13 protein-coding genes and 1 pseudogene are annotated in these 14,954 nt (G+C 66.8%); 7 read left to right on the top strand and 7 right to left on the bottom strand.

Features of this window, described 5'->3' with window-relative positions:
* Positions 1 to 14: 14 nt before the first annotated feature.
* Positions 15 to 1,410 (bottom strand): annotated as a pseudogene (locus RZR99_RS10925) (acyltransferase family protein).
* On the opposite strand from RZR99_RS10925, the gene RZR99_RS10920 reads away from it, so the two are divergent.
* Positions 1,409 to 1,852 (top strand): HU family DNA-binding protein, encoded by a 444-nt coding sequence (locus tag RZR99_RS10920; protein WP_323119774.1) that lies wholly within the window; start codon positions 1,409 to 1,411, stop codon positions 1,850 to 1,852. The pseudogene RZR99_RS10925 and the gene RZR99_RS10920 overlap by 2 nt on opposite strands.
* A 379-nt stretch (positions 1,853 to 2,231) precedes the next feature.
* Here the strand turns inward: RZR99_RS10920 and RZR99_RS10915 are convergent, their stop codons facing one another.
* From RZR99_RS10915 to RZR99_RS10905, 3 genes are read right to left on the bottom strand one after another with little or no spacing between them, the layout of a single operon-like run.
* The gene (locus RZR99_RS10915) at positions 2,232 to 3,356 is read right to left on the bottom strand and encodes a cysteine desulfurase family protein (protein WP_323119773.1); all 1,125 of its coding nucleotides are present in this window, start codon (positions 3,354 to 3,356) and stop codon (positions 2,232 to 2,234) included.
* A 43-nt stretch (positions 3,357 to 3,399) separates the two neighbouring features.
* Positions 3,400 to 4,641, bottom strand: a complete 1,242-nt coding sequence (locus RZR99_RS10910) for an MFS transporter (RefSeq protein ID WP_323119772.1) — start codon at positions 4,639 to 4,641, stop codon at positions 3,400 to 3,402.
* A 4-nt stretch (positions 4,642 to 4,645) separates the two neighbouring features.
* Positions 4,646 to 5,386: an MBL fold metallo-hydrolase gene (locus tag RZR99_RS10905; protein WP_323119771.1), complete on the bottom strand. Its 741-nt coding sequence runs from the start codon at positions 5,384 to 5,386 to the stop codon at positions 4,646 to 4,648.
* 71 nt (positions 5,387 to 5,457) lie between these two features.
* Between RZR99_RS10905 and RZR99_RS10900 the strand changes: the two genes are divergently transcribed.
* A complete protein-coding gene (locus RZR99_RS10900; protein WP_323119955.1) occupies positions 5,458 to 6,138 on the top strand; it encodes an ArsR/SmtB family transcription factor in 681 nt (226 codons plus the stop codon).
* A 319-nt stretch (positions 6,139 to 6,457) separates the two neighbouring features.
* Here RZR99_RS10900 and RZR99_RS10895 read toward each other — a convergent pair whose 3' ends face one another.
* The 3 genes from RZR99_RS10895 to RZR99_RS10885 form a co-directional block, all read right to left on the bottom strand.
* Positions 6,458 to 7,630, bottom strand: a complete 1,173-nt coding sequence (locus RZR99_RS10895) for a porin (protein WP_323119770.1) — start codon at positions 7,628 to 7,630, stop codon at positions 6,458 to 6,460.
* Positions 7,631 to 8,063: 433 nt separating this feature from the next.
* Positions 8,064 to 8,963 (bottom strand): YihY/virulence factor BrkB family protein, encoded by a 900-nt coding sequence (locus RZR99_RS10890; protein ID WP_323119769.1) that lies wholly within the window; start codon positions 8,961 to 8,963, stop codon positions 8,064 to 8,066.
* 103 nt (positions 8,964 to 9,066) lie between these two features.
* On the bottom strand, positions 9,067 to 9,303 hold the full coding sequence (locus RZR99_RS10885) for a DUF7661 family protein (protein WP_323119768.1): 237 nt from the start codon (positions 9,301 to 9,303) through the stop codon (positions 9,067 to 9,069).
* 278 nt (positions 9,304 to 9,581) lie between these two features.
* Here RZR99_RS10885 and RZR99_RS10880 point away from each other — a divergent pair, with 278 nt between their 5' ends.
* The 5 genes from RZR99_RS10880 (at position 9,582) to RZR99_RS10860 (ending at position 14,941) form a co-directional block, all read left to right on the top strand.
* On the top strand, positions 9,582 to 10,610 hold the full coding sequence (locus RZR99_RS10880) for a succinylglutamate desuccinylase/aspartoacylase family protein (RefSeq protein WP_323119767.1): 1,029 nt from the start codon (positions 9,582 to 9,584) through the stop codon (positions 10,608 to 10,610).
* Between the two features lie 383 nt (positions 10,611 to 10,993).
* Positions 10,994 to 11,545 carry a GNAT family N-acetyltransferase gene (locus RZR99_RS10875; protein ID WP_323119766.1) on the top strand — a complete coding sequence of 184 codons (552 nt, stop codon included), beginning with the start codon at positions 10,994 to 10,996 and terminating at the stop codon, positions 11,543 to 11,545.
* A gap of 55 nt (positions 11,546 to 11,600) precedes the next feature.
* Entirely contained in the window at positions 11,601 to 12,539 is a 939-nt protein-coding gene (locus RZR99_RS10870) for an ABC transporter substrate-binding protein (RefSeq protein WP_323119765.1), read from the top strand.
* 45 nt (positions 12,540 to 12,584) lie between these two features.
* Positions 12,585 to 13,586 (top strand): LLM class flavin-dependent oxidoreductase, encoded by a 1,002-nt coding sequence (locus tag RZR99_RS10865; RefSeq protein WP_323119764.1) that lies wholly within the window; start codon positions 12,585 to 12,587, stop codon positions 13,584 to 13,586.
* Between the two features lie 32 nt (positions 13,587 to 13,618).
* Positions 13,619 to 14,941 (top strand): LLM class flavin-dependent oxidoreductase, encoded by a 1,323-nt coding sequence (locus RZR99_RS10860; RefSeq protein ID WP_323119763.1) that lies wholly within the window; start codon positions 13,619 to 13,621, stop codon positions 14,939 to 14,941.
* The last annotated feature ends 13 nt before the right edge of the window (positions 14,942 to 14,954 follow it).

Genomic DNA, 14,954 nt, shown 5'->3' with positions numbered 1-14,954 from the left:
GGAGGCGGGAACGATCAGCGGGGAGGCGCTTGCGATCCGGCGGCGAGCTCGTCGCGCAAACCGGTTTCAAGCGGCTTCCGGCGGGCGAGCAGCCGACGCTCCAGATACCGCCAGGACAGATGCGCGCACAGCGCCGCCAGCAGGAACTGAAGCAGGTCGGCCAGCAGGATCTGCAGCATCGGCGGCAAGTGCAGCCGGTGATACAGCCCGGGCAGCGCGCCGAAGTGCGCGGGCACGAGATTGTGGAACAGGTAGAAGCCGTAGCTGATGGTGCCCAGGTAGGCGAGCGGCGCCCGTTCGAGCAAGGTCGCGAGCAGCGCGTCCGGCCGGTTGACGAGCCAGAACAACAGGCAGCCGAGCGCGACGGCGAGCCCGAGGTCCGTCAGGCCGCCGGCGCCGCCGGGCATCAGCCGCGGCAGCGTCAGGCAGAACGCGACACCCGCCGCGCCGCCCCACGACAGCGCCGCCGCGACGCGCGGACCCGGCGCGATGCCCCGGCTGCGGGCAATGCCGCCGATGCCGCCGAGCGCGATCAACGCGAAATTCCACGGCGAGAACGCGTAGATCAGCACCGGCGAGGCGCCTTCCCGAACCAGCAGCAGGTGGCCGAACGCGGCCAGCGCGACTGACGCGGCGCAACAGGCGAGATGCCGCGACGCGCGCGTCGCGAGCAGCACGACGGGGGCGATCAGGTAGAACTGCTGTTCGACGGCGAGACTCCAGAAATGCGACGTGCTGCCGGGCCAGCCGTTCCTGATCACGCCGATCCAGAGATTCGACAGGAATGCCGCATGCCAGGCGAGGCCGAGATCGACGCCGCGCTGGTAGACGGTTGCGTGAGCGATCGCGAGCGCGGCGAGCAGCAGGTAGTAGACCGGAAGGATCCGCCGCGCGCGCTTGCCGAGGAACACGCGCAGCGCGCGGCGGCGCCCGGTCGTACCGCGCTCGACGGCCAGCCGGCTGCGGTGCAGTTCGCCCACGATCAGGAAACCGCTGATCAGGAAGAACGTCCACACGCCGAGCCGGCCGATATCGACGGCCTGGACATGGGCCTTGTGCGACAGGAACACGAGGATCACGGCGAGGGCGCGCAGGCCGTCGAGTCCTCTCACGTAGCGGGCTTCGCGCATGCCGGTTTCCGTGCGGGAGGTACGGGTGGAACGGCAGTATAGAAAGGCAAATATCGAACATAATTCGCGCCACGCCGCGTGCCGAGGAACGTCGAAACCTCTGTTTTTGCAGGCTCGAAGCGCGTTCGTAGTCTGCGGCGCGCAACAAAACCTGCGGGAAACCCGCGGATAACTCACAAAAGTGCTGCACGAAGCGGCGCGGCGCTTGTAGAATCCGGCGTTGAAGCCCGCGTGTTGCGTGCTTCGCGTATCCAACGACCACACCTGGTAGGAGAAACATGGCGACTTCCGCAAAAAAGGTGGCTAAGAAGGCTGCCGCACCGGCCAAGAAAGTGGCTGCCAAAAAAGCAGCGCCCGCGAAAAAAGTAGTGGCCAAGAAGGCTGTCGCGAAGGCGCCGGCCGCTCCGACGCCGATCAAGGATTCCTTCACCAAGGCATCGCTCGCAGCGCACATCGCTGAACGCGCCGAAGTCGAAGTGAAGGCAGTCAAGGCAGTGCTCGCGGCGCTCGAAAACGTCGTGCTCGGTTCGATCCACAAGAAGGGTGCGGGCGAATTCACGCTGCCGGGCCTTCTGAAGGTCACCGCGCAAGCCGTGGCAGCGAAGAAGAAGCGCTTCGGCAAGGATCCGTTCACGGGCGAAGAGCGCTGGTTCCCGGCCAAGCCGGCGAGCGTGCGCGTGAAGGTCCGTGCGCTGAAGAAGCTGAAGGACGCAGCGGCCTAAGGGATCTGCACGGACGCCGGAGTCGTTCCGGTCGTTGCCGCAGTTCGAAAAAATCCCCGCGTGCGAATGCGCGCGGGGATTTTTTTATGCGCGCGTTTTATGCGCACGCGCAAGAGGCGGCGCGGTATGTCTCGCCGGGATTCGCGAAAAATCCGCTGCTGATCGAGATTTAAGCCGATGATTCAAATCGAGAATCGATGGACGGGGCGAGCGGGGGAGCCTGCGTTTGCCGGTGCCGGCTTCCGGAAACCCAGCGGCCGAATACGCGCGCTTTTCTGCCCGGTAGCCTTCGTGCGCGATGCGTGGAGGCCGTCGCCGGTGCGTGCGCGCGTTATCTTTTTCGAGACGCCGACCGGGATTGGACAGGGAAACCGGGACGTCACGGGCGGCCGGACATGGCATCCAGCTTGGCGATGACGGTGTCGATTTCTTCCGACGTGGTTTCCCGGCCCAGGCTGAACCGGATCGCCCCCCTGCCCACGTGTTCCGCAATGCCCATCGCGGCGAGGACGGGAGAGAGCGGGATCTTGCCGGTATGGCAGGCCGATCCGGTCGAGGCGGCGATGCCGTCGAGGGACGCCAGCACGTCGGCGCCGACGCGTCCCGCAAACGAAACATTCAGCGTGTTCGGGAGCCGGTGCGCCGGATGACCGTTGAGGACGATGCACTCGCCGAAGCGTTCCCGTAGTGCGTCCCACAGCCGGTCGCGCAGCACGCCGATCCGGTTCATGGGCGTCAGGTCGCCCGCCAGGGAACAGGCCTCGCCCAGTCCGGCCGCCATGAGCGCGCTTTCGGTTCCCGCGCGGCGGCCGCCTTCATGTCCCGCGCCGTGCAGCAGCGGTTCAAGCTCGATGCCCCGTCGGACATAGAGCGCGCCGACGCCCTTCGGCGCATAGAGCTTGTGACCGGCGATCGACAGCAGGTCGACGCCGAGACGATCGACATCGACAGGAATCTTCCCGGCAGACTGAGCGGCGTCCGTATGGAAACGAAGCCCGTACGCGCGGGCAATCGCGCCGATTTCCGCGATCGGCTGGATCGTGCCGGTCTCGTTGTTCGCATGCATGATGGTGATCAGCCTGGTGCGCGGCGTGATGGTACGGCGGACCGCCTCGGGATCGACGCGTCCGTTGCCGTCGACCGGCAAATAGGTGACTTCGGCGCCGAAACGTTCAAGAAACGCCAGCGGGCGGAGAACGGCCGGATGCTCGGTCGCCTGCGTGACGATGTGAAATCCGATCGTGGGCTCGGAGAAAAAACTGCCCTTGAGTGCCAGGTTGTTGGCTTCGCTCCCGCCGCTCGTGAATACGATTTCGTCGGGCGCTGCCCGGATCAGCGCGGCCACCCGGGCGCGCGCTTTTTCCAGGACGGCCTTGGACAGGAAACCGGCCCAATGCGCGCTGGAGGGGTTTCCAAAGGCATCCGAAAGAAGCGGTCGCATGGCGGCGGCGACGCGCGGATCGATCGGGGTGCTGGCGTTGTAGTCGAGGTAGATGTTCGTCATGGCGTGGAGCCGGATTCGAGAGTGATGAGCCGTCGTCCGCTTTTCAGCCGTGCTCGCGCATCACGACGGCAACGACGATGCCGGATAGAAAGGTGACGGCGCCGATGGCGAGGATGGCGTCGGTGAAGCCGAAGCGATCGGCGATCAGACCGGCCGTGAGCGCGCCGAGCGCGTAACCGAGATCGCGCCAGAACCGGTAGACGCTCAGGGAGCGGGCGCGCCAGGCAGGATCCGATGCATCCGAGACGGCCGCGATCAGGCTCGGGTAGACCATGGCCGTGCCGAGGCCGAGCAATACGCTGGCGGCGAGCCACCACCGGAAATGTCCCGTCAGCGCGGTCAGAAAGAGCCCCCCTGCCTGTACCCACATGCCGGCGACGATCAGCCCCTTGCGGCCCCACCGGTCGCTCAACGGGCCGGTGACGATCTGGCACAGGCCCCAGACGATCGGATAGACCGCCTTCAGGATGCCGACGCGTTCGATGCCCAGGCCGAGCCCTGTGAAGAACAGCGGAAAGATCCCCCAGCTCATGCCGTCGTTGAGATTGTTGATCATCCCGGCTTGGGACGCGGCGAACAGGTTGCGGTTCTTGAAGGACGTGAGCATGAACACGTCGCGGAACGACAGGGGCGGCGTTTGCCCGGCGTTGCCCGCTTCCAGCCTGACGTGCGCGCGAGTATCGCGAACGACGAGGATCGACAGGATCAGGCCGGCCGCCGCGTAAAAGACGCCGAGGTAAATCGGCACCGGACGCAGGCCGTAGCGGCTCGCGAGGTATCCGGTGAGGAATGCCGTCAGGCCGACGGCGCAGTAACCCGCGAATTCGTTGAGCCCGATGGCCAGTCCCCGGCTTTTCGGCCCGACGAGATCCACTTTCATGATGACGGTCATCGACCACGCGAACCCCTGGCTCAGTCCGAGCAGGACGTTGGCGGCGATCACCCATTCCCAGGCGGGGGCGGCGATGATCATGAAAGGCACCGGCAGCGCCAGTACCCAGCCCGCGACGAGTACGCGCTTTCGGCCCCAACTATCCGCGAGCTGTCCTGAAACGAGATTGGCGAACGCCTTGACGACGCCGAAGCTGATGATGAACGCCGTGATCAGCGTGGTGGATTCGATGTGAAACTGCTGCGCGCCGATCAGGGGCACAACCGTCCGTTCGATGCCGACCATGCCGCCGACGAACGCGTTGACCAGCACGAGCAGCGCGAATTGCCGCCAGTTCTCCCTGAGGCCCAGCCGGATGCGATGTTCGCCTGCGGAAAGGAGGGGGGTGCCCATGACGTCACGCCCCGGCCGCCGCGTGCCCGGCGTTTGCCGCGCGCAAGCGGGCGGCTTCCGGCGGGGCGGGCGGAACGTCTTTCAGCATGTAGCGGATGAATGCGTCTTCGCTGTCGATGCCGAACGCCGCGTTGTGGCGCTTTTCGAATCCGATGGTGGACATCGGCTTCGCGCTGAGGCTGCGGCCGCACACCGAGCCGGCATAGGCGCCGGGCAGCACCTCGAGATAATCCGGCAGGGCTTTGAGCCTCTGAACGCTCCGGAACAGATCCCTCGCGCCCTGTTCGGCGGTGACAGCCAGTTCGGTACGGCCCAGGTCGCCGATCATCAGCGTGTGGCCGGTGATGACGAACCACGGCTCGTCGGCCCGCCTGCGGTCCGTCACGAGCAGACAGATATGCTCGGGCGTGTGGCCGGGGGTATGGAGAATCTTGATGACGACATGACCGACCTTGATTTCGTCGCCATCCTCGACTCCGGTGAAGGGGCTGGCGATATCGGCTTTGGACGAGAGGACGTACGCCGCGCCGACAGCCTCGGCGAGCGCGCGGCCCGTGGAGAGGTGGTCCGCGTGGACGTGGGTGTCGATCACGTAATCGATCTTCATCCCGGCGGCTTCCGCGGCCTGCAGATAGTCACCGGGGGCGCCGATGGGATCGACGACAACGGCCGTCGACTGGCCGCCGCAGCCCAGGAGGTACGAGATACCTGCCGGGTCGGAATGGAGGAATTGCCGAAGAATCACGAGTTTGCTCCCGGTGAGTGAAGATGCTAACATTCAATCATTATCGATAATGATTGTTCATGGAGGTGCGAATGTCAAGCGCGGGACCCAAGCAAGAGATTTATGAGCGTCTTGCCGAGGTGGCCCAGGCCGTGGCTCATCCGAACCGGCTTGAGTTGCTGGAGCACTTGGCGCAGCGCGAGCGGTCGGTCGAGGATCTGGTCGCGCTGTCCGGCATGACGTTCGCGAATACGTCGCGGCACCTGCAGGTTCTTCGGCGGGCGCGTCTGGTCGATACGGAGCGTCGAGGCAAGCACGTCGTCTACCGTCTTGCCGGCGACAACGAGGTTGTCGCCTTGATGAAGGCGCTCGGCCGGTTGGGCGAGCGCAACATCGCGGAGGTCAATCGCGTGCTCGGCGACTACTTCCACGCGCGGGATTCAATGGAGCCGGTTTCGCGCAACGAACTGGCCGCGCGGCTCGCGGACGGGCTTGTCACCGTGCTGGACGTGCGCCCGGAAGACGAGTTCGCGCAAGGGCATCTGCCGGGCGCGCGCAATATCCCGCTTGCCGCCCTGGATGAGCGCCTGAGCGAGCTTCCGCTCGATACCGAAATCGTGGCGTATTGCCGCGGTCCATACTGCGTGCTCGCGTTCGAGGCCGTGGCCGCGCTGCGTGCGAAGGGCTTCAGGGCCGTACGGCTCGAGGACGGTTTTCCGGAATGGAAAGCGGCCGGTCTTGGCGTCGAAGCCGACGCGGATACCGGCGCTTGACGGCGCCGCTGCGTCTCTTTCGGCTTCCCGAGACGATTCGTCCTCCCGGTCAGGCGCGGTACCGCTCACGCACGGCGCGTTGACATGGCTGGGGAGAAGCACGGGAAGTCGTTCGCATGGCGCGGGAGGTCTCGGCATCGCAAACGGCCGCGCAATGGCGCGCTCGCCCGCCGGCGCGCCCTTCGCGGCGACTGCCCTCGAGCCCGGCGATACTCGCCGCAGAAAAAAAGCCAGCCGTCGGCACGCGGCCTCCGGCTGGCTTGTCCGCTTCCGGCTTCGCGGCGCCCGTGGGTGCCGCGAAGCGCGAATCGCGCAGTGCTTAGAACTTGTGGCGCAGGCCCACGGCAACCATTTCCTGCGAGGTCGTGCCGGCATAGCCGTACGAACCGATCGACGCTTGCGCCGCTTGCGTGCTGACCACACCCGTGGACGAGACGCTCAGTTGCGTGCCGCTTGCGTGCTGGTACGCGCCGACCAGGTACACGTCGGTGCGCTTCGACAGCGAGTAATCGCCGCCCAGCGACACCTGGTGGTACTTGGCGTCCGTGTTGCCGCTCGCCTTCGTGTACGAGTAGCCGACACCCAGCAGCAGCGCCGGCGTCGCCTGGAACGCCGCGAAACCGCGGCCCGTGTTGTACTTCTGCGTCGACGAGAACAGCGAATACGAATCCGACTTGTATTGCGCATTGCTGTAGCCGAGGCCGAGCGTGACCGGACCGATCACGTACTGGCCCGCCACCTGCGCGATGCCGATCGACTTCGCGCTCGTATAGCCGCTGTTGATCGGGCCGTCGAAGATCGCGTCGGACGAGCCGCCCCACGTGTTGCCGCGCGAGATGCCGTTCGCCGGCGTCGGGTTCGATGCGTAGAAGTAACCCGCCGCGATGCCGATCGGGCCGTTGTTGTAGGCCGCTGCCGCCGACCACGTCTGGCCCGAGCCCGTCTGGCCCGCGACGCCGCCGAAGCCGTACAAGCCTTCGAACTGCAGGCCCGAGAACACGGGCGACGTGTACTTGACGGTGTTGCTGACGCGCAAGCTGTTGTCGTTGTTGTCGACGTCGCCCGCCGTGGCGAACACGCTGCCGAAGTAGTTGTCGGCCGTCACGGGCTGAACCAGGTCGACGAGCGGGTCGTATTGGCGACCCAGCGTGACCGTACCGTACTGATCGCTCTGCAGGCCGACGAATGCCTGGCGGCCGAACATGCGGCCACCTTGACCCAGGCTTCCGGTGCCCGAGTTAAAGCCGTTTTCCAACTGGAAAATGGCCTTCAGGCCGCCGCCCAGATCTTCCGTGCCCTTCAAGCCCCAACGGCTGCCGGACAGGTTGCCGCTGCCCATTTCCCACATGTTGTTGCCGGTACCGCTATTGCCGTGAACATAGGTGATCGACGTATCGACCACGCCGTACAGCGTGACGCTGCTTTGCGCCTGGGCCGCACCGGCCGCACCCAGGAGAGCCAGCGAGAGGGTAGACAGAGCTAGTTTCTTCATTGGTTCGTTTCTCCACGCGAGTGAGTCGTTATTTGTTGCGGATTGCAGAATAGCGCACCGTCCGGGACGCAAGAACACCAAAAAAATAAAGTGTCTCGAAAAGGTGACAACGGAAAAAAACCCTTATATATCAATGACATCAACAACTATTCCGAAAGCCGGAATATTGATTGATTGTTGCGCTGCGATTGTTGCGTTAGGAGATGACGCGAATTTGTCACCCCGGGTTTCGGGGGCGATTCGGACAGGAAATCGGGGTGGTCAAACGTTTGCGCGCGCGGGGATGGCGCGGGAGGGAATCAAGACCGTATCAAGAGCGGAAAAAAAGCGCGCTCCGGGGTTTACGGAGCGCTGTACGCGATATGTATCGATGTAATTTGAAGCGGTCCGCACTCGAAGTATTTCGAAAGATTCGGCGAGCCGATTCGTCGGCTTATTCGCCTGCGAGCCGGGTATCGTCCGATGCCGGCGCGGATGCCGCGCCGCGCGCCGCCGCGAATTCCGCGCCGAGCAGCAGCACGGCGGCCGAGAAGTACAGCCACATCAGCAGCACGGCGAACGAACCCGCCGCGCCGAACGCGCTGGCGGTGCCGGCGTGCGCGAGATACAGCGCGAACAGCTTCTTGCCCGCCGAAAACAGCACGGCGGACACGATTCCGCCCGTGAGCGCGTCGCGCATCGCGACCTGCGCGTCGGGCAGGAATTTCATCAGCGCGGTGAATGCGGCGGTCAGCACCGCGATGCCGGCCGTGAACTGCAGCAGGTTGCCGATCACCACGTAGGGCGTGTTGCCCCAGAGCCAGCGGCCGATGAAGCTGATCGCGGTATCGAGCACCAGCGACACGATGAGCAGGAACGCGACCCCCAGCACGAGGCCGAACGAAATGAGCCGCACCCGCACGAGGCCGAGCACCGACGACGCGCGCTTGCCGGTCGCGGGCCAGATGATGCTGAGCGCGGTGTTGAGCGACGCGAACGTCGCCGATGCGCCGAGCGCGAGCATTCCGATCGAGATCAGCGCGGCCATGCCGCCGCGGCTGCCGCTGCGATGCGCATTCTCGACGATCGTCTGCACGCTGGCGGCGGCATCGTTGCCGATCAATTCGTGCACCTGATTGAAAATCTGGCCGCGCGCGGCGTCGTCGCCGAAGAACCAGCCGGCGACGGCGATCACCATCACGAGCATCGGCGCGAGCGAGAACGCCGAATAGAACGCGATGCTCGCCGCCATGGCCGAACAGCGGTCGGCGGAGAAACGCTGAAACGCATTCAGCGCCCAGTTGGCGCTGTGACGGACGAGTTTTTTCGGCTGCTGGGGAATCAATGGCTTCATGGGCAAGGACAGGGAGCGACGCGGCAATTGTGCCACGCCGGTGGCGTTTTCCTGTCGGACGCCTTTCGCGCCGAAAAGTTTTGGCGATCTCGCGGGCGAGGGTCTAGGCGTCTTCGGGCGGAGAGAGCCGGCGAACGTCCCCGCGCGCCGGCGTCGCGCTCTCGTGGAACAGGTCGCCGAGATACTGGCCCAGCTCGTGTGCGTCGATGAAGTCGGGAATCACGAAGTTCGCGGGCCGGCGCTTGCCGTCCGCGCCGGGATAGAACGCCTGCCAGCGGTCGGCGGCGCGGGTGACGGCGATCAGCTTGCCGAACACGTCGAAGCGGTATTCGATGGTCATGCGTGCGTCCTCACGAAGCGAGCGGGCGGTGCCGTTGCGTGCGCCGGGCCGATAAGGATGTGACGAGTCGTTGTTAGGCGCCGGCGCGGCATGGCGCTAGTATCGTCGCAGCGCACGCCGTCGCGCGTTGCGCGCTGTGCCGCGTCGCACCGCATGGAGATACGCCGCGGATCCGCGCCGCGCGAAGACGCGCGCGTTTCACGTTCACGCGGCCCGAACGATTGCCGGTAAGCTTGCGCCTACCGCCGGTGTTCCGGTGCCGCATGCCGACAGCGACCATGACCGATTCCTCCCGCTTTCGCAACCCCAACCCGATTCGCAGCGAAGTCGATTTCGACGCAGACGGCAAGCACGTCGGCTACCTGCGCCTGCCGCATTCGGTCCACCGTTCCGCATACGGATGGATTCCGGTGCCGGTCGCGTCGATCCGGCGCGGCAACGGCCCGGTCGTGCTCGTGATGGCCGGCAACCACGGCGACGAATACGAAGGGCAGATCATCGTGTCGCAGCTGATCCGCGAACTGGAAGCGGATCAGATCGACGGCCAGCTGATTCTGCTGCCGATGGCGAACTTCCCGGCGGCGGATGCCGGCCTGCGGGTGTCGCCGCTCGACGGCGGCAACCTGAACCGCAGCTTTCCCGGCGACCCGGCGGGCACGCCGACGGCGATGATCGCCGACTACATCGAACACACGCTGCTCGCGCGCGCCCAGTATCTGATCGATCTGCATTCGGGCGGCAGTTCGCTGCAATATCACGGCGGCAACATGCTGGCCCTGGAGCCGCGCGGCGGCGACGAAGCGCGGCGGGTACGGGCGCTGCTGTCGGCGTTCGGCTTGCCGAACGCGTTCCTGCATGCGCCGAATCCGGTCCATGCGTCGTCGGCCGCGCGCCGGCAGGGCGCGGTGTCGATCCTGACGGAGCTGGGCGGCGGCGGCACGTCGGACCCCGCGCTGATCCGGCAGGGCCGCCAGGGCCTGCTGCATTTTCTCGGGTTCGCCGGCGTGCTGAAGGGCCCGCTCGTGCCGGCCTCGCCGCCGGCCGTCACGCGCTTCCTGCGGGTCGGCGCGCAGCACTACGTGTATGCGTACGACAAGGGGCTCGTCGAACCGCTGGTCGAACTGGGCGCGCAGGTGCGGGCGGGTCAGCCCGCCGCGCGCGTGCATTTCCCCGACACGCCGCTGCGCGATCCCGTCACGTACTGCTTCGACAGCGACGGCGAAGTGGTATGCAGGCGCGTCCCCGCGCAAGTGCAGCGCGGCGACTGCCTGTTCCAGCTCGCGGAGCGCATCCCCCCGCTCGATTAGGCTCGTCCGCCGGCTTTCTCCCGCCCCCGGCCGTACCCGAGCGGCACACCGACGCGTCGAATCGCACCTCGCGTGTCCGTTGCGCGGGGTATCGATCGTGCGCGCGGCGCGATCACCTTGCGAATGCCTTGCCGGTGCGCGCGCCGATATTCTTATCGGAATTGCTTGGTTAGCCTTTGCGTGTCCAGCCGGTACTGTGGCGAGCATGGCAGTACGCCGGCACGGCAGCGACGCCGCCTCGATGAAAGACGCGGGATGTCGCAACCGGTGCGCGCGTGCGGCCGGTTGTTCCGTTCAGAAGGCGACGGCGCTGCGATGACGTATCGGCGGGACAGGCCGCTCGAGGCGGCTCGCTCGCGCTGTCCTGACCCGAGCTTGCCATCATGACCGACAGCATTATCGATGTCGCCCCACGGGACCCTCGGGCGAAGCCGTTGATCGACGCGCTGATCGACGAGTACGCGACCCGCTACGACGCCTATCGCGACAACAGCCGCGCCCAGGCGGAGCAGGAGCTCTCACGCTACCCGGATGCGCTGTTCGCGCCGCCCGAAGGCGCGTTCATCCTGCTGGTCCGCGACGGGGAGACGATCGGCGGCGGCGCGTTCAAGCGCTACGACGCGCGCACGGCGGAACTGAAGCGGATCTGGACGCGCGCGGATCTGCGGCGTCAGGGGCTCGCGAAGCGGGTCGTGCGCGAACTGGAACTGCGCGCCGCGCGGCAGGGTTACGCGCGCGTTTATCTGACCACGGGGTTCAGGCAGCCCGAGGCATGGGCGCTCTATCTCGATGCCGGCTACGACGCGCTGTTCGACCGGGGCATCGATCCGGAAATCTACGTCCATCTGCCGTTCGGCAAGAACCTGGCGGAACCCGGCCGGCCCGGAGCGCTGGCGGACCTGAGAGCCGCCGAACCGGCCGCGTCGCCGCGATGAGCGAAGCGGTTCGGCAACCGGAATCCCCTCCGAAACGAATGAAAAGGACACCTTGATGATATTCGGTGGAACGTTCTTCACGCGTTTGCTGCGCGTCGCGGCCGCTGCGTTGATCGGTTTCGGCGCAACGGCGTCGGCCGCGACCTTCGACCTGAGTCCGCAGCAACCCGGCCGTCCGCGCGGCGCGCCGGATTCGGACGCGATCCGCGCCGTGCCCGCCGGCTTCCGGTTCGCGGAAGCGGACACGCTGACGATCGGCATCGCGCCGAACTCGCCGCCGATCAGCACGTATGCGACGGACGCGCGCACCGTGGTCGGCTTTGACGCCGACCTCGCCCAGCTGCTGGCGGACAGCCTCGGCCGCAAGCTGAAGATCGTTGCGCTCGCGTGGCCCGACTGGCCGCTCGCGCTCGAATCCGGCAAGGTCGACGCGGTGATCTCGAACGTGACCGTCACGGAGGAACGCAAGGCGAAGTTCGACTTCTCGACGTATCGGCGCGACCAGGTCGGCTTCTACGTGAAGTCCGGCAGCCGGATCGCGTCGATCCGCGAGCCGAAGGATGTCGCCGGGCTGCGCGTCATCACCGACGCGGGCACCAACCAGGAGAAGATCCTGCTCGAATGGGATCGCCAGAACGTCGCGCACGGGCTGCGGCCGGTGACCGTGCAGTACTACGACGACGATGCGGTGAAGGCCGTCGCGCTGCAATCGGGGCGGGCGGACGCGATCTTCAGCGTGAATTCGGTGCTGGCCTATCAGGCCGCGCGGCAGGGCGGGACGCGGCTGGTCGGTACCGTCAGCGGCGGCTGGCCGCGCACCGCCGATATCGCGGTGACGACCCGCAAGGGCAGCGGGCTCGCCGATCCGGTCACGCTCGCGCTGAACGACCTGATCCGCGACGGCGGCTACCGGAAGGTACTGGACCGTTGGCAGCTCGGATCGGAAGCGATCGACCGCTCGCAGACCAATCCGCCCGGCTTGCCGAAGACCTGAGTCCGGCCGCCCGGTCCGATGAGCACGCGACCCGTTCCCCGTCCCATGGCCTACACCCTTTCGTTGCTGGACAAGAGTCCGATCGCCGACGGCACGACCGCCGCCGACGCGCTGCGCTTCACCGTCAAGCTCGCGCGGCGCGCCGAGCAGCTCGGCTACCGGCGCTTCTGGATTGCCGAACATCACGGGGCGCCGGGCCTGGCGAGTTCCGCGCCGGAGATCGTCGTGTCGCACGTGCTCGCGCAGACGTCGCACATCCGGGTGGGCTCGGGCGGCGTGATGCTGCAGCACTACAGTCCGTTCAAGGTCGCCGAGACCTTCAAGCTGCTGGCGGCGCTCGCGCCGGGCCGCGTCGACCTCGGCATCGGCAAGGCCCCGGGCGGCTTGCCGCTGACGACCCGCGCGCTGCAGTGGAGCCACGACAAGGCGAGGAAGCCGGCATTCGACGCGCAGCTCGCCGAACTGGATGCGTTCCTGAAATGGGGCGTCGCCGAGGATCATCCGCTCGCCGGCGCGCTCGCGATGCCGGTGCCGCCCGAGGCGCCCGAGCGTATTCTGCTCGGCGGCTCGCCGGAGAGCGCGGCGCTGGCCGCGCGGTTCGGCTGGCAATTCTGCTACGCGGGCCATTTCAACGGCGACGAGGCGAACGTCGAGCGCTCGCTCGACGCATTCCGCCGGGCGGCCGGGCGCGCGCCGCTGCTCGCGCTGTACGCGGTGGCGGCGCAGACGCAGGCGCGCGCGGAAGCGCTGATCGGCGCGCTGCGCATCTTCAAGCTCGAGCTGGCCGGCGGCCAGAGCTTCAACCTGGGCAGCGCGCAGGCCGCCGCCGAATTCGCGCGCCAAAGCGGCGCGGCCGACTACCGGATCGACGAACTGCGGCCGCACGTCATTGCCGGCACGCCGGACAGCGTGCATCGCGAACTGGACGCGCTGAGCCGGCGGCTCGGGGTCGACGAATTCGTCGTCGATTCGCCGGTGACGCGCTACGCGGAACGCCTCGCGTCGATCGAACTGCTGGCGCACGCGCATCAGTCCGCCCGCTCCTGAAACCTGTTTCCATTCCGTCAGCGAACTCCATCATGACCCAGCGCAACGTCACGTTCGGCATCATGCTGCAAGGCGCCGGCAGCCACATGAATGCGTGGAAGCATCCGGACAACCCGCCCGATGCGAGCGTCAACCTCGATTTCATCGTGCGAGTCACGCAGAAGGCGGAGGCGAACGGCATCGCGTTCGCGTTCGTCGCGGACGGCCTGTACATCAACGAAAAATCGATTCCGCATTTCCTGAACCGCTTCGAGCCGATTTCGGTGCTCTCCGCGCTGGCGGCCGTCACGTCGAAGATCGGCCTCGCGGGCACCGTATCCACGTCGTACAGCGAGCCGTTCACGGTCGCCCGGCAGCTGGCGTCGCTCGATCTGATCAGCGGCGGACGGGCGGGCTGGAACGTCGTCACGACGCCGCTCGAAGGGACGGCGAAGAACTACGGCTCGACGCATCCGGAGCACGCGCTGCGCTACGAGATCGCCGACGAGTACCTGAGCGTCGCGCAAGGGCTGTGGGACAGCTGGGACGACGACGCGTTCGTCCGGGATCGCCGCACCGGCCGGTTCTTCGACCGGGACAAGCTGCATCCGCTCGATCACGCGGGCAAGTTCTTCCAGGTGGCGGGGCCGCTGAACATCCAGCGCTCGCCGCAGGGGCAGCCGGTGATTTTCCAGGCGGGATCGTCCGATGCCGGCATCGCGCTCGCGGGCAAATACGCGGACGCCGTGTTCGCCCATTCGCCGTCGCTCGACGAAACCCGCGCGTTCGCGCAGCGCGTGAAGCAGAGCGCGGTCGCGCACGGCCGGCGCGGCGACGACGTGAAGATCTTCCCCGGCATCGGTCCGATCGTCGGGCGCACGGCCGGCGAGGCGGAGGCGAAGTACCAGGCGATCCGCGATCTGCTGACCGTCGACGAGGCGCTGGCCTATCTCGGCCGCTACTTCGATCATCACGACTTCACGCAGTACCCGCTCGACGCGCCGTTTCCGGAGCTGGGCGAGATCGGCCGGAACAGCTTTCGCTCGACCACCGACCGGATCAAGGCCGATGCCCGCGCGCAAGGGCTCACGCTGCGCGAGACGGCGCTCGCGGTGGCGACGCCGCGCTCGAACTTCGTCGGCACCGGCGCACAGATCGCGGACGAGATCGTCCGCTGGATCGACGCGGGCGCGGCCGACGGCTTCATCCTCGGCTTTCCGGTGCAGGCGCAGGGCATCGACGATTTCGTCGAACTGGTGATCCCCGCGCTCGAGGCGCGCGGGCGCTACCAGCGCACGCTGCAAGGCGACACGCTGCGCGACCACCTCGGCCTCGCGCGCAAGGCCAGCCGCTACGCGGCGTTCGAGCCGGCCTGACGCGGCGGCGCAA

This window comes from Burkholderia alba (assembly GCF_034721475.1).
In the GTDB taxonomy this organism is placed as follows: Bacteria; Pseudomonadota; Gammaproteobacteria; order Burkholderiales; family Burkholderiaceae; genus Burkholderia; species Burkholderia alba.
This window is presented reverse-complemented; position numbering and strand designations above follow the sequence as displayed.

Excerpts from the sequence above, each read along its gene's own strand:
- RZR99_RS10920 (WP_323119774.1), top strand. The coding sequence starts at position 1,409 with ATGGCGACTTCCGCAAAAAAGGTGGCTAAGAAGGCTGCCGCACCGGCC.
- RZR99_RS10915 (WP_323119773.1), bottom strand. The coding sequence starts at position 3,356 with ATGACGAACATCTACCTCGACTACAACGCCAGCACCCCGATCGATCCG.
- RZR99_RS10910 (WP_323119772.1), bottom strand. The coding sequence starts at position 4,641 with ATGGGCACCCCCCTCCTTTCCGCAGGCGAACATCGCATCCGGCTGGGC.
- RZR99_RS10900 (WP_323119955.1), top strand. The coding sequence starts at position 5,458 with ATGTCAAGCGCGGGACCCAAGCAAGAGATTTATGAGCGTCTTGCCGAG.
- RZR99_RS10895 (WP_323119770.1), bottom strand. The coding sequence starts at position 7,630 with ATGAAGAAACTAGCTCTGTCTACCCTCTCGCTGGCTCTCCTGGGTGCG.
- RZR99_RS10890 (WP_323119769.1), bottom strand. The coding sequence starts at position 8,963 with ATGAAGCCATTGATTCCCCAGCAGCCGAAAAAACTCGTCCGTCACAGC.
- RZR99_RS10885 (WP_323119768.1), bottom strand. The coding sequence starts at position 9,303 with ATGACCATCGAATACCGCTTCGACGTGTTCGGCAAGCTGATCGCCGTC.
- RZR99_RS10880 (WP_323119767.1), top strand. The coding sequence starts at position 9,582 with ATGACCGATTCCTCCCGCTTTCGCAACCCCAACCCGATTCGCAGCGAA.
- RZR99_RS10875 (WP_323119766.1), top strand. The coding sequence starts at position 10,994 with ATGACCGACAGCATTATCGATGTCGCCCCACGGGACCCTCGGGCGAAG.
- RZR99_RS10870 (WP_323119765.1), top strand. The coding sequence starts at position 11,601 with ATGATATTCGGTGGAACGTTCTTCACGCGTTTGCTGCGCGTCGCGGCC.
- RZR99_RS10865 (WP_323119764.1), top strand. The coding sequence starts at position 12,585 with ATGGCCTACACCCTTTCGTTGCTGGACAAGAGTCCGATCGCCGACGGC.
- RZR99_RS10860 (WP_323119763.1), top strand. The coding sequence starts at position 13,619 with ATGACCCAGCGCAACGTCACGTTCGGCATCATGCTGCAAGGCGCCGGC.